A 13,106-nucleotide genomic window follows, 5' to 3' on the forward strand; every position below is an offset into this window, starting at 1 on the left:
CCGGTCCGGATTCACGTCGGTCGCGCAAGGTCGACGGGCTGTCGCCCGCCTGATCCGAGGTATCGCGCGAACGCGCTGACGGCAGTCGCGAGGCACCTGTCGAACGGTCCGGCGTTGTTCTTCCCCGCCGAGGGACCCAGTTCTCGCCGAGACTCCGCGTTCTCGGCGGTGTCTCGGCGCAGAACCGGTCCTCTCGCGAGCGGAGGCGTCACTGCACTCCCGGCGGCTCCACCGCCAGCACGCGGTCGTCCTCACCGCCCGGCTCGCCCCGGCCGTCGGTGTTGCTCGTCACGATCCAGAGGGTGCCGTCCGGAGCCGCGACCGCATCGCGCAGGCGCCCGTACTCGCCGATCGCGTAGTCGCTCTGACTCGACGGGTCCGCGGCCGGCACCGCACGCAGCACCTGACCGCGGAGGTTCGCGAGGTAGAGGACATCGTCGATCGCGACCATCCCGCTCGGGCTGGCCGCATCCGGATTCCACTGCTGCACCGGGTCGACGAACCCGTCACGCGAGGCGATCCCCTCGACGACGGGCCAGCCGTAGTCCGCTCCCGGAGTGATGACGTTCAGCTCGTCCCAGGTGTCCTGCCCGAACTCGCTCGCGAACAGGGTGCCGTCCGAGGTCCAGGCGAGACCCTGCGGGTTGCGGTGCCCCGAGCTGTAGACGAGCGATCCGGGGTACGGGTTGTCGTCCGGCGCTTGTCCGTCGAGGGTCATCCGGAGGATCTTGCCCGAGAGGGAGTCGAGGTCCTGTGCGGCGTCGCGCTGCCCGGCGTCGCCGACGGTGGCGTAGAGCATCCCGTCGGGCCCGATCGCGAGGCGGCCGCCGTCGTGGTTCCGCGCGGCGGGGATGCCGTCGAGGATCGTGTCGGCGTCGCCGAGCTCGAGTGACCCGGGATCTCCCGAGACATCGAAGCGCTGGATGCGGTTGCCGTCCGGCCCGGTCGAGTAGGCGAAGAGGGTGCGGTCGTCGACGGCGAGGCCGAGGAGTCCGCTCTCGCCCTCGGCGACCACTCCCTCCACGGTGCCGATCTCCCGCGTCGCGCCGTCGCCGGCGACCTCGAGGATGCGCCCGCTGTCGCGCTCGCTGATCACGGCCGTGCCGTCGATGAAGGCGACCGACCACGGCGCCTCGAGGTCCTGCGCGACGGTGCGGACCTCGCCGTCGCCCTCTGCGAGCAGACTGCTCGGCGGTGGTGGTGCTGCGGTGCAGGAGGCGAGCAGGCCGCCGAGTGCGAGCGCCGCGGCCACGAGTCCGCCGCGGGTGATGGTGCGGTTCATCGGATGTCCCTCCGATCGGAGATGGCCTCCGAGCCTTCCACCCGAATCTTCGAGCCCTCTCAGGCAGACGGCGCAATGAGATCGAGCCACCCCGTGCTCGGTCCTGCCGGGAGAAGTCGCGCCCCTTCTCCCGGCGAGGCGGCCCGCGTCGTCTACCGCGGACGGCGCTCGGCGGCAGCGGGGAGGCGCGGCGCGGTGGACGTCCCGGTCTGGTACCAGTAGGCGACAGTGGCGATGTCGTCGCTGCGCTCGAAGAGCCCGTGGTCCCAGGCGCCGATCTGCTGCAGCGTGACGCGCACCCGCTCGGTGAAGAGGACGGGGTCGGGCAGGTGCCACCGGTACATCCCGTGGGTGGGCGGCATCCACGTCGAGAACGGGGAGGCGCGGGTGGTGTCCTGCGAGCCCGCGTGCGGGTAGCCGAAGTAGGGCGCGCTGAAGGGAAGGGGCACTCCGGGCGGGTCGTTCGACAGCTGGTCCTGGAACGCCCACGCGCCGCCGGCGTAGTCCTCGAGGCCGGTGCTGCACTGGGTGGGGTGCTCGACATCGGAGTCGAGGTAGAACTTCACCTCGCCCTCGCCCCACCAGTAGCGCTCGAGCGAGGTGAGGGCGATGTAGGTCCCCACGTAGGCCCCCGCCCCCTCCACCCCGTCGAGGATCACGTGGTCGGTGGCGCGCTCAGCGGTTCCGTCGGTGCGCCGCCACTGCGCGTGGAAGTAGCCGGTGTCGTCGCTGACGTCGTCGTCGATCGTGTAGTCGATCTGGAAGAACACGGCCCCGACGTCGGCAGGATGCTCGCTGTCGAGGACGATGCGGGCGCGCGAGCGGAACGGCATCGGGAAGTAGGAGTTCATGCCTCCGGTCGGTGCGACCACGATGGGCATCGAGGTGACGAGCGCGCGGGTGGCGAAGCCGTTGCAGAAGAAGTCGCCGAGCGGGCTCTCGACGGCGGGTGCCTCGTCGTCGTCCCAGTAGATCCTCAGGACGAGGTCGCGGAGCACGAACGGCCCGCCCTCGGTCGTGTCCGGGACGGTGATCCAGATGTGCCGGATCGTCCCCGGCCCCTCGATGTCGGCGAGTTCGAGCCGCTCACCGGCCGGAAGCGGCAGGAACGCTCGGCCCTTGCGGCCGGGGCCGAGGTCGGAGGCCGTGGTGGCGGCGCCTCCGGGCGAGCCGTCGGGGTTCTCGGCGTTGATGGAGCGGCTGCGCACGCGGCCGCGGTTGTGGAGGATGGCGTCCCAGTCGGGAGTCATGGTGGTGTCCTGTCTGATTACTTGACCGCGCCCGCGGTGATGCCGCGGGTCAGGGTGCGTTGGAAGAGGAGGAAGAAGATCAGCGTCGGCAGGAGTGAGAGCAGCGATCCCGCGTTGAGCTCGGTGATGTCGGTCGAGAGCTCGCCGCGGATCGTCGAGAGCGCGATCGGCACTGTCTGCACAGAGGCGTCCGTGAGCATCACCGTCGGGATGTAGAACTCGTTCCAGGTCCAGATGAAGAAGAAGATCACCAGGACCGACAGGGTGGGCCGGAGCACGGGGAAGACGATCCGCCAGAGGATCTGCCACCGGGAGGCGCCGTCGAGCCGGGCGGCCTCGAGGAGGGACGGTGGGAAGGTGCTGAGGACGCTGCCGAGCAGGTAGGTGCCGAAGGCGGCCTGCAGCACCGAGAAGATGAGGACGACCGACCAGATGGTGTCGCGCAGCCCGAGCGCCTGAGCCCCGTAGAAGAGCGGGTAGATGGTCGCCTCCTGCGGCAGCATCGTCGCGAAGAGCAGGACCGCGGTCACGACTCCGGCCCCTCGGATGCGCCCGATGCCGATGGCGTAGGACGCGAAGAGCGAGAGGGCGACACCGAGGATCGCGACGAGGAGCGAGATCACGAAGGAGTTCGCCAGCGCGAGCGGGTAGTCCACATCGCCGAGATAGCGCTCGAACGCCGACAGGGTGAGGGCGTCGGGGAGGCTGAACGGGCCGTTGGTCGCGTAGTCGGCCTGCGAGCGGAACGCGTTCAGCAGGAGCACCAGGAACGGCGCCGACATCAGCAGTGCGACCAGGGACACCGCGGCGAGCAGGAGCCAGCGGGTGAGGCCGCGCTTCTCCCGACCGCCGGCGGGACGCAGGGCAGCGGGCCCGGTGCGCTCCTGGGCGGCGGGGTCGAGCACAGGGGGAACGGTGGGAGCGGACATCGCTCAGCCCTCCAGTCGGGTGACGCTCCGCCGCTGCCACCAGAGCAGCACGGAGGCGAGGATGAAGATGATCACGGTCAGCACGGTCGCGAGGGCCGAGCCGTAGCCGACCCGTGAGAGCTGGAAGAAGTTGAGGTACGAGTAGTAGGACGGGACGTAGGTCGAGCTCTCGGGTCCGCCGTTGGTCAGGATCAGCACGGGTGCGAAGACCTTGAGGGCGCCGACGGTCGCCGTCAGGACGACGATGAACACCTCGGGCCGGATCTGCGGAACGCTGATGGCCCGGAAGCGGTGCCACCAGTTCGCTCCGTCGACCTCCGCCGCCTCGTGCAGCTCCGGATCGATGCGCTGCAGCGCCGACATGAAGATGACGACCGGGTACCCGATCTGCCCCCAGACCAGGACGAGCGAGAGCGAGTACATCGCCAGCTTCGGATCGCCGAGCCAGTCGGGACCCGGACTGACTCCGACGGCGCCCAGGAAGGTGTTGATCGCGCCCTCTCGAGCGTTCAGCACCCAGCTCCAGATGACGCCGGCGACGGCGATCGGAACGATCTGGGGGAGGTAGAAGGTCGCGCGGAGGAAGCTCGCCGACCGCGTGCCGAAGCGGCGGCCGATGTAGTCGAACAGGAACGCGGCGAGGACCAGGCCGATCGCGGTGGGGACGACGACCAGCGCCGCGATCACCACGACCGTGTTGCGGAACGACGACCAGAACAGCTCGTCACCCAGGAGGTCGACGTAGTTGCCGAGGCCGTACCACCGCATCGGCGCGAGCCCGCCCTTCCACTGGAAGAGGCTCGTGTAGACGTTGGCGATGAAGGGGATCAGCACGATCGCGGCGAATCCGATCCCGATCGGGAGCAGGTACCACCAGTAGCCGGCGGACTCGTGTCGACGGCGCGATCGTCGTGGTGAGCCGCGATCGGCGGGCGGGACGACGGGGAGCGGGAGCGGGCGTGGCCGCGTGGTGGTCATGGCGATCCTTCTGATCGAACGGTCGAGGGGAGAGCACGGGGATCGGGAGGGAGGGTCCGCGGAGATCGAGCGGACCCTCCCCTCCGGCGGTCAGCCGTCGACGCGCGCCCTGCCCTCGTCGTAGAAGGTCTGCATCCCGTCGACGAAGTCCTGGGCCGTCGTCGTCTCGTTGACCAGCGACTGCATGCCGCTCTGCTGGAAGTCGAGCAGCCCCGGGACCGGGTAGTCCGGGAAGAACGAGATGCCGTCCGTGGCGAGGACCTGCTGGAACTGCTCGTTCAGCGCCTTCGCCCGCGGTTCGGTGATCGTCGCCGGATCGCCGACGAGGGGGAGGCCGTTGTTCTCGCTGATGGCGTTCTGGACCTCGGGGCTGAGGGTCGTCTCGATCCAGTCGTAGGCGAGGTCCTTGTTCCCGGACTTCGCGGGGACCGCCCAGAGGTGGCCGGACGAGCCCGGGTTCAGGGCCGCCTCGGGGAGCAGGAACGTGCCCCAGTCGAACGAGGCCTGGGTGGTGATGTTCGCGAAGGCGGCGGAGTTCTCGACGATCATCGGGCTGGCTCCGGAGAGGAAGGCGGCGTTCATCTGGTCGCCGGTCACCGCGGCGATCTGCGAGCCGAGGTAGCCCTTGCCGATCCAGTCGGCGAATCTCGCGGTGCCCTCCGCGAAGGGCCCCTGGTCGAGGACGGGATCGCCCTGGAGGAACATGAAGTCGTCGATGAGCGTGCGGTCCGCCCCCGCCGAGACCAGGCCGTACCACGTCCAGAGCGCACCGAACCCGCTGGCGCCGCTGGCGACCGGGGTGACGCCCTCGTCGCTGAACGTCTGCATGATCGACTCGAGCTCGGCCATGGTCGTGGGCGGGGTGTCGATGCCCGCCTGGGCGAACATGTCCTTGTTGTAGTACCAGACGATGAACTCGCCGATGTTGGGGACGCCGTACCAGCTGCCCGAGCCGGCCTTCCCCTCCTCGTCGTAGCGGGCCAGCGCGGTCATGGCGCCGGTCACGTCCTGATCCCAGCCGTACTCGGCGGCCTGGTCGTCGAGCGGGTCGATGAGACCCTGCGCGGCCAGCTGACCCGCATCGGAGTTGCCTTTGTTGACCTCGACGACGTCGGGGACGTTGTTGCCGCTCAGCAGCAGCTTCCCGTTCTTCTGCATCGTGTCGAAGCTGGTCGAGGTGAAGTCGATCGTGACGTCGGGGTGCGCCTCCTGGAAGATGTCCACCGCCTTCTGCCAGGCGAGGTACTGGGCCGAGGTCTTGCCCTCGTACTGGAGGATCGTGAAGGTGTCGTCGTCCGATCCGCCTGAGGCGGAGCAGCCGATCAGAGCGGACGCCGAGACGAGGACGGCGACCGCTGCGGTGGCCAGACGGCGCAGCGGCACCGCGCGGGGGTGGGACATGGGTTCCTGCTTTCACTGCGTTGTGGAGTGCGCGCACGCCGACGACCGGGGGCGTCGAGGCGCGACGGGGACCGCTCGGACGGGCGTCGGAGCGGAAGAGGGGAGGAGTGCGGGTGCGGCGGGCGGTGTCAGACCGCGCGGAGGCGGCGGGCGGAGCGGCTGCTGCGCGGGGGAGCCACGGACTGCCGTTCCACGAGTCGGCACGGGATGAGCTCGGTCCCGTGCGGACCCCACTCCGCTCGAGGCGTGCGCAGCCGATCGATGACGGCCCCGGCGATCCGCTCGCCCATCGCGCGATGGGGGAGCTGGACGGTGGTGAGCCCGGGATCGAGCGCGTCGGCGACGTAGTGCTGGTTGTCGAAGCCGACGATCGAGAGGTCCTCGGGGATGCTCAGGCCCAGGTGCGCGGCCACCTGGTAGAACCCGAACGCGAGCTGGTCGCCGAAGCAGAAGACCGCCGTCGGCGGGTCGGCCGCATCGAGGAGCGACCACGCGACGGGACGGGCCGCTTCGGTGGTGCTGTCGGAGGCGACGCCGGTGAGGGCGTCGTCGATGTCGATACCGCCCGCTCGCAGGGCGTCCTCGTAGCCCGCGCGTCGTTCGCGGGTCGCGGGGATGTCATCGCTCACGGTGCAGAACGCGATGCGGCGGTGTCCCGCCCGCACGAGAGCGCTGACCGCGTCGCGCGCGCCGCCCCGCTCGTCCGGAACGACGGAGTCGGCGCGGACCGCGTCGTCGCTCGGACGTCCGTCGAGCACCGCGAGGGGTATCCGCGGCGGAACGACGGGCAGGTCGACCAGGCGGTGGTAGGCGGAGGCGTAGATGAGCCCGTCGACGTTGCGCTGCACCAGGCTGTCGACCGCGTCCCGCTCGAGCCGGCGATCGCCGTCGGTGTCGATCAGCAGCAGGAGGTAGCCCTCCTCCCCGGCGACGTGCTGAGCACCTCCCAGCATCTCGCCCGAGAAGGGCACGCTCGCGACCTGATCCGAGAGGAGGCCGATGGTGTGGGTGCGACGGGTGCGGAAGCCCCGAGCCTGCAGATCAGGGAGGTAGCCGAGGCGTTCGGCGAGATCGCGCACCCGGGCGCCGACCTCCGGCCGGACCCTCCCCTTGTCGCGCCCGTTGAGCACGAGGGAGACGGTCGAGACGGAGACTCCCGCCTGTTCCGCTACGTCTCGCAAGGTGAGCAACGCTGACTCCTCGGGCTGTCGGACGGCCTTCGTCAAACGCTTGACCGCGACGCTAGGTCGTCAAAATCGTTGACGCAACGCATCGTCTCCACTTCGTCGAACGAGCCTGCGGCGGGGTCCTCCGCCGCCCGCCTCGACGGTCACCGCCCGCCTGATGGATCGACGCTCCTGCGGGCCCGAGCGCCCCGCCCCGAGCGCTCCCGCCTCCGAGTTCCCCCGACCTCCACCGCGTGTCGGAGGTGCGGCGTAGCGTTGCGGAGGTGACGAGTCCAGCGATCAACACCCTCGGCCAGCTGCGCGCCTCCGGGCACGTGCAGAAGAGCCTCCGCACCGAGATCCGCGAGAACCTGCTCGACGCCCTGCGCGAGGGGCGCGACCCCTGGCCCGGCCTGCACGGCTTCGCCGAGACCGTGATCCCGCAGGTCGAGCGCGCGGTCATCGCCGGCCACGACATCGTCCTGCTGGGCGAGCGCGGCCAGGGCAAGACCCGCCTCCTGCGCACGCTCAACGGCCTGCTCGACGAGTGGACGCCCGTCATCGACGGCTCCGAGCTCGGCGAGCACCCCTACGAGCCCATCACCTCCATCAGCCGCCGTCGCGCGGAGGAGCTGGGCGACGAGCTGCCCGTGGCCTGGCGCAGCCGCGAGGAGCGTTACGTCGAGAAGCTGGCCACCCCCGACACGAGCGTCGCCGACCTCATCGGCGACGTCGACCCGATGAAGGTGGCCGAGGGCCGCAGCCTCGGCGACCCCGAGACGATCCACTTCGGCCTCATCCCGCGCAGCCACCGCGGCATCGTGGCGATCAACGAGCTGCCCGACCTCGCCGAGCGCATCCAGGTCGCGATGCTCAACGTGATGGAGGAGCGCGACATCCAGATCCGCGGCTACGTCCTCCGCCTCCCGCTCGACGTCCTCGTCGTCGCCAGCGCGAACCCCGAGGACTACACGAACCGCGGCCGGATCATCACCCCGCTCAAGGACCGCTTCGGCGCCGAGATCCGCACGCACTACCCGGCGGCGCTCGCCGACGAGATCGCGGTCATCCGCCAGGAGGCCGAGCTCGTGGCGATCGTGCCCGACGCGCTCATCGAGATCCTCGCCCGCTTCACGAGGGCGCTGCGCGAGTCGAGCTCGGTCGATCAGCGCAGCGGAGTGAGCGCCCGCTTCGCCATCGCCGGCGCCGAGACCATCGCCGCCGCCGCCCTGCACCGCGCCACCCGCCGCGGTGAGGACGAGGCGGTCGCCCGCCCGATCGACCTCGAGACCGCGGTCGACGTGCTCGGCGGCAAGATCGAGTTCGAGTCCGGCGAGGAGGGCCGGGAGGAGGAGATCCTCGACCACCTCCTCCGCCAGGCCACCGCCGAGACGGTGCGCGCGCACCTGCGCGGCATCGACCTCGGCCCGCTCGTCGAGGCCGTCGAGAACGGCACGATGATCACGACCGGCGAGCAGGTGACGGCGCGCGAGTTCCTCGCGGGTCTGCCGATGCTCGGCGAGGCGACCGTCTACGACGAGATCGCCGAGCGCCTCGACGCCACGGGAGACGGCCGCATCGCCGGAGCGATCGAGCTCGCGCTCGAGGGCCTCTACCTCTCGCGCCGCCTCAGCAAGGAGACGGGCGGGGGCGAGGCCGTCTATGGCTGACATCCGCGACTCCGAGTGGGGCCGTCGTGGCTAGGGGCAACCGGAGGCTGCACCGCGACGCGCGGTACGCCAAGTACGCGGGCGGTCCCGATCCGCTGGCGCCGCCCGTCGACCTCGCCGAGGCGCTCGACGCGATCGGCCAGGACGTCATGGCAGGCACCTCGCCCGAGCGGGCGATGCGCGAGTTCCTCCGCCGTGGCTCCCGCGACGGTCAGGGTCTCGACGACCTCGCCGCCCGCGTCGCGGAGCGCCGCCGAGAGCTCGCGCAGAAGCACAACCTCGACGGAACGCTCCGCGAGATCCGCGAGCTGCTCGACCGCGCCGTCCTGGCCGAGCGCAAGCAGCTCGCCCGCGACACGCAGATGGACGACGCCGATCGCACGCTCGCCGAGCTGCAGCTCGACAGCCTCCCGCCCAGTCCGGCGGCCGCCGTCTCGGAGCTGTCCGAGTACCGCTGGCAGAGCCCCGAGGCGCGCGCCGACTTCGAGAAGATCCGCGAGCTGCTCGGCCGCGAGCTGCTCGACCAGCGCTTCGAGGGCATGAAGCAGGCCCTCGAGAACGCGAGCGACGCCGACCGTGCCGCCATCGATGCGATGCTGCACGATCTCAACGAGCTGCTCGAGGCGCACGCCCGCGGCGACGACACCCCCGAGCAGTTTGACGCCTTCATGGCGCAGCACGGCGAGTACTTCCCCGAGGCTCCGGAGTCGGTCGACGAGCTCATCGACGCCCTCGCGGCCCGCGCCGCGGCGGCGCAGCGGATGCGCAATTCCCTGACGCAGGAGCAGCGCGACGAGCTCGACGCCCTCGCGCAGCAGGCCTTCGGCACCCCCGAGCTGATGCAGTCACTCGGCCGCCTCGACGAGACGCTCCGGGGTCTGCGTCCCGGCGAGGACTGGGGCGGCTCCGAGCGGATGGACGGCGAGCAGGGCCTCGGCCTGGGCGACGGCACCGGGGTGTTCCAGGAGCTGGCCGACCTCGACGCTCTCGCCGACCAGCTCGCGCAGCCGTACGAGCGCTCGAGCCTCGACGACCTCGATCTCGATCTGCTGGCCCGCCGCCTCGGTGACGACGCCGCGGTCGACGCGCAGACGCTGAAGCGGCTCGAGAAGGCGCTGCGTGACTCCGGCACCCTGCGCCGCGGCTCCGACGGTCGGCTCACCCTGACCCCCAAGGCGATGCGTCAGCTCGGCAGGGCACTGCTGCGCGACATCGCCGACACGATGTCGGGCCGCCAGGGTGCCCGCGACCTGCGCCGAGCAGGCGCTGCGGGCGATCGCTCCGGCGCCACCCGCGCGTGGGAGTTCGGCGACACCGAGGCGTGGGACGTCACCAGGACGGTCACGAACGCGCTCACCCGCACCGCCGGCGACGGTCGCCCGACCGGCTCCGGCGTCCGCATCGAGATCGGCGACGTCGAGGTGCAGGAGACGGAGGCGCGCACGCAGGCCAGCGTCGCGCTGCTCGTCGACACCTCGTTCTCGATGGCGATGGACGGCCGCTGGGTGCCGATGAAGCGGACGGCTCTCGCCCTGCACACCCTGATCTCGAGCCGGTTCCGCGGCGACGACCTGCAGCTCATCGCCTTCGGGCGCCAGGCCGAGGTGATGGACGTCGAGCGGCTCGTCGGCCTCGACGCCGAGTGGGAGAAGGGCACCAACCTGCACCACGCCCTGCTGCTCGCGAACCGGCACTTCCGCAAGCACCCGAACGCGCAGCCGATCCTGCTGATCGTCACCGACGGCGAGCCGACCGCGCACCTCGAACCAGACGGCGGCATCTTCTTCGACTACCCGCCCGACCCGGTGACGATCGCCGTCTCGGTCCGCGAGCTCGACGCGTCCGTCCGCCTCGGCGCCCACACCACGTTCTTCCGCCTCGGCGACGATCCGGGTCTCGCGCGCTTCATCGACTCCCTGGCCCGCCGCATCGGCGGCTCGGTGGTGAATCCCGAGTCGGACGACCTCGGCGCGGCCGTCGTCTCGTCCTACCTCGGCGCGCGCGGGGCCACCCCGGGCAGCGGCCCACTCGGCGACGAGCTCTTCGGCCGCGGCTGGAGCTTCTGACCCCTCAGCGAGGGAACCGGTTCTCGCCGAGGCGGCCTCTCAACGCGATGTCTCGCCGAGAACCGGTTCCGTGGGCGGCGCGAGCCGCCTCAGAACAGCGGCCAGGGTACCGCGGGCATGCTGCCGCGGGGCGCCGGGAACCGGGCCGAGGAGCGGAGGCGGTCGCACCGCTTCGCGAACGCGGCGATCTCCTCCTCCGTCAGCAGCTCGCAGAGGGAGGCACCCAGCGGGCCGTCGATCTCGGCGCGGAGGCGGCTCAGCGCAGCGAGCTCGTCGGCCGTCAGCGGCTCGCCGATCCAGCCCCACAGCACCGTCCGCAGCTTGTGCTCCGCGTGGAACGTCAGCCCGTGATCGACTCCGAAGCGGTGACCGCCCGGCATCTCGAGCACGTGCCCGCCCTTGCGGTCGGCGTTGTTCACGACCACGTCGAAGACGGCCATCCGCCGCAGCGCCGCGGAGTCCTCGTGCACGAGCGAGATGTCGCGGTCGTTCTCGTCGCTGCCGTCGAGCACGTGCCGCCAGCCCTCGGGCACCGCGGCGGCGGGCACCAGGTCGATCGCATCCTGATCCGGGTCGATGTCCTGCCACAGCTGCACCATGCCCCTGCCGAGCGGTCCCTCGCGCAGCCAGGTGCGGGGCACCACGTTCCAGCCCAGGGCCTCGGAGGCGAGGTACGCGGCCCGCTCCCGCCCGGCCAGCTCGCCGTCCGGGAAGTCCCAGAGCGGCTTCTCGCCGGCGACCGGCTTGTAGACGACGGAGGTGTCGCCGATCTGCGCGAGGAAGGTCGCGTTCGAGGCGGTCGTGATCCGCCCGGTGAGCTCCAGCTCGCCGTCGAGCAGCTCGGAGTCGTCGCTCATGGTCGCGCGGTCGTGCCGGAGAGCGCGGTCGTGCTCGGGAGAGCGGACGTGCGAGCGCTCGGCTTCATGCGAGCGGGCAGTCGTGTCCGTCGGGGTCCATCGGGTCGCCGCAGCGCGGGCAGAGCGGGCGGCCGGCGCCGACGACCTCGAGGGTCCGCTTCGCGAAGGCGCGAGCCGTGCCGACGGGGATCCGCACCTGCAGCACCTCGGTCGGCTCCGTCTCCTCGTCATCGTCCGCGGCGTCGTCGATCGGGTACGCCTCGATGAGGATCTGCGCGGTCGCCGGGTCCCAGCCGAGGCTGATGCCGCCGACGCGGAACTCGGGCTCGACGGGCTGATCGAGCGGGTCGTTGTCGACGAGCTCCGGAGGCGTCCCCGCGGGCACGCTGACCGGGTTGCCCTCGGCGGCCATCAGCTGGTCGAGGATCTCGTCGATCTTCTCGGCGAGCAGGGCCGACTGCTGCTTCTCGAGCCCGACGCTGACGACGCGGGGCCCGGTCTTGGCCTGGAGGTAGAAGGAGCGCGAGCCGGGGGAGCCGACGGTTCCGACGACGACGCGGTCGGGCCAGTCGAACCCGTGGACGATCGGAGGCATGCCTCCAGTCTACGAGGCGTCGGCTGGCACCCGCCCGGGTGCCCGTCGGGATCCGCCCACGTCAGCGCGCGGGCCGATGGATCGAGACGTCGCGCTACTCGTGCCCCGCGCCTCCGCCGACGGGCGCGTCGACCGTGGGTGCCGCCGCGCGCAGCCACGACAGGTCGCCCGCCTCCGTGTTCGTCGCCACGACCTCGGGTCGCCCGTCGCCGTAGCGGATGATCGACACCGACGCCGGCCCCACCGTGATCCTCTGGAAGAGGTCGAGGTGCATGCCCAGGGCGTCGGCGAGGATCGCCTTGATCGTGTCGCCGTGGCTGACCGCCGCCCAGACCGCTCCCGGTCCGTGCTCGGCCGCGACCGCTGCGTCGTGGCGCCGGATCGCGCCGACCGCGCGGGCCTGCATCGCGGCCAGCCCCTCGCCTCCGGGGAACACGACGGCCGACGGCTGGTTCTGCACGACCGACCAGAGCGGCTCCTTCGACAGGTCGCGCAGCGCCCTGCCCTGCCACTCGCCGTAGTCGCACTCGGTGATGCCCTTCTCCATCGACGTCGCCGGCGACCCGGTCTGCCGGTCGAGGACGAAGCGCGTCGTCTGCCGGCAGCGCTCGAGCGGGCTGGACACGACCGAGGCCAGCGGGACGGCCGCGAGCCGCTCGCCCGTCCGCGCCGCCTGCTGCCGACCGACGTCGTCGAGCCGGACTCCGGCGGTGCGTCCCGCGAGGATCCCGGCGGTGTTGGCCGTGGTGCGCCCGTGCCGGACGAGGAGGAGGGTGGGCATCGCCCCAGCCTAGACAGCGCACCTCCTCCCGAGGGTGGATGCCCTCGCGGGCCCCGCCGCCTACCGTGGAGAGGGCGGCTGCCCACCGCGGCCCCATCACGTGCACGACCGTCTGCACACGGAGGGACACC

Annotated in this window: 11 protein-coding genes; 2 read left to right on the plus strand and 9 right to left on the minus strand. The window is 71.3% G+C overall.

Annotation, left to right across the window (positions count from 1 at the left end; genetic code table 11):
- Window positions 1-208: 208 nt before the first annotated feature.
- The 6 genes from ASG06_RS08205 to ASG06_RS08230 form a co-directional block, all read right to left on the minus strand.
- Window positions 209-1,282, minus strand: coding sequence for a PQQ-dependent sugar dehydrogenase (locus ASG06_RS08205; protein WP_056040932.1), 1,074 nt, complete (start codon window positions 1,280-1,282; stop codon window positions 209-211).
- A gap of 152 nt (window positions 1,283-1,434) precedes the next feature.
- Window positions 1,435-2,532 (minus strand): glycoside hydrolase family 172 protein, encoded by a 1,098-nt coding sequence (locus ASG06_RS08210; RefSeq protein WP_056040935.1) that lies wholly within the window; start codon window positions 2,530-2,532, stop codon window positions 1,435-1,437.
- A gap of 17 nt (window positions 2,533-2,549) precedes the next feature.
- Window positions 2,550-3,461 (minus strand): carbohydrate ABC transporter permease, encoded by a 912-nt coding sequence (locus tag ASG06_RS08215; RefSeq protein ID WP_082499066.1) that lies wholly within the window; start codon window positions 3,459-3,461, stop codon window positions 2,550-2,552.
- Window positions 3,462-3,464: 3 nt separating this feature from the next.
- A complete protein-coding gene (locus ASG06_RS08220; protein WP_197409395.1) occupies window positions 3,465-4,439 on the minus strand; it encodes a carbohydrate ABC transporter permease in 975 nt (324 codons plus the stop codon).
- 90 nt (window positions 4,440-4,529) lie between these two features.
- Window positions 4,530-5,840, minus strand: a complete 1,311-nt coding sequence (locus ASG06_RS08225) for an ABC transporter substrate-binding protein (protein WP_056040938.1) — start codon at window positions 5,838-5,840, stop codon at window positions 4,530-4,532.
- A gap of 128 nt (window positions 5,841-5,968) precedes the next feature.
- A complete protein-coding gene (locus ASG06_RS08230) occupies window positions 5,969-7,030 on the minus strand; it encodes a LacI family DNA-binding transcriptional regulator (RefSeq protein WP_082499067.1) in 1,062 nt (353 codons plus the stop codon).
- A gap of 260 nt (window positions 7,031-7,290) precedes the next feature.
- Here ASG06_RS08230 and ASG06_RS08235 point away from each other — a divergent pair, with 260 nt between their 5' ends.
- Entirely contained in the window at window positions 7,291-8,676 is a 1,386-nt protein-coding gene (locus ASG06_RS08235) for a hypothetical protein (RefSeq protein ID WP_056040942.1), read from the plus strand.
- Window positions 8,677-8,702: 26 nt separating this feature from the next.
- Window positions 8,703-10,742, plus strand: a complete 2,040-nt coding sequence (locus ASG06_RS08240; protein WP_056040944.1) for a vWA domain-containing protein — start codon at window positions 8,703-8,705, stop codon at window positions 10,740-10,742.
- Window positions 10,743-10,831: 89 nt separating this feature from the next.
- On the opposite strand, the gene ASG06_RS08245 is transcribed toward ASG06_RS08240, so the two are convergent.
- The 3 genes from ASG06_RS08245 to ASG06_RS08255 form a co-directional block, all read right to left on the minus strand.
- Window positions 10,832-11,599, minus strand: a complete 768-nt coding sequence (locus ASG06_RS08245; RefSeq protein WP_056040946.1) for an SCO1664 family protein — start codon at window positions 11,597-11,599, stop codon at window positions 10,832-10,834.
- Window positions 11,600-11,663: 64 nt separating this feature from the next.
- Window positions 11,664-12,194, minus strand: coding sequence for a DUF3090 domain-containing protein (locus tag ASG06_RS08250; protein WP_056040948.1), 531 nt, complete (start codon window positions 12,192-12,194; stop codon window positions 11,664-11,666).
- A gap of 94 nt (window positions 12,195-12,288) precedes the next feature.
- Entirely contained in the window at window positions 12,289-12,975 is a 687-nt protein-coding gene (locus ASG06_RS08255) for a histidine phosphatase family protein (RefSeq protein WP_056040949.1), read from the minus strand.
- Window positions 12,976-13,106: the final 131 nt, after the last annotated feature.

The organism is Rathayibacter sp. Leaf185, from assembly GCF_001423885.1.
Classification (GTDB): domain Bacteria; phylum Actinomycetota; class Actinomycetes; order Actinomycetales; family Microbacteriaceae; genus Rathayibacter.

Excerpts from the sequence above, each read along its gene's own strand:
- ASG06_RS08225 (WP_056040938.1), bottom strand. The coding sequence starts at position 5,840 with ATGTCCCACCCCCGCGCGGTGCCGCTGCGCCGTCTGGCCACCGCAGCG.
- ASG06_RS08205 (WP_056040932.1), bottom strand. The coding sequence starts at position 1,282 with ATGAACCGCACCATCACCCGCGGCGGACTCGTGGCCGCGGCGCTCGCA.
- ASG06_RS08255 (WP_056040949.1), bottom strand. The coding sequence starts at position 12,975 with ATGCCCACCCTCCTCCTCGTCCGGCACGGGCGCACCACGGCCAACACC.
- ASG06_RS08245 (WP_056040946.1), bottom strand. The coding sequence starts at position 11,599 with ATGAGCGACGACTCCGAGCTGCTCGACGGCGAGCTGGAGCTCACCGGG.
- ASG06_RS08220 (WP_197409395.1), bottom strand. The coding sequence starts at position 4,439 with ATGACCACCACGCGGCCACGCCCGCTCCCGCTCCCCGTCGTCCCGCCC.
- ASG06_RS08210 (WP_056040935.1), bottom strand. The coding sequence starts at position 2,532 with ATGACTCCCGACTGGGACGCCATCCTCCACAACCGCGGCCGCGTGCGC.
- ASG06_RS08250 (WP_056040948.1), bottom strand. The coding sequence starts at position 12,194 with ATGCCTCCGATCGTCCACGGGTTCGACTGGCCCGACCGCGTCGTCGTC.
- ASG06_RS08215 (WP_082499066.1), bottom strand. The coding sequence starts at position 3,461 with ATGTCCGCTCCCACCGTTCCCCCTGTGCTCGACCCCGCCGCCCAGGAG.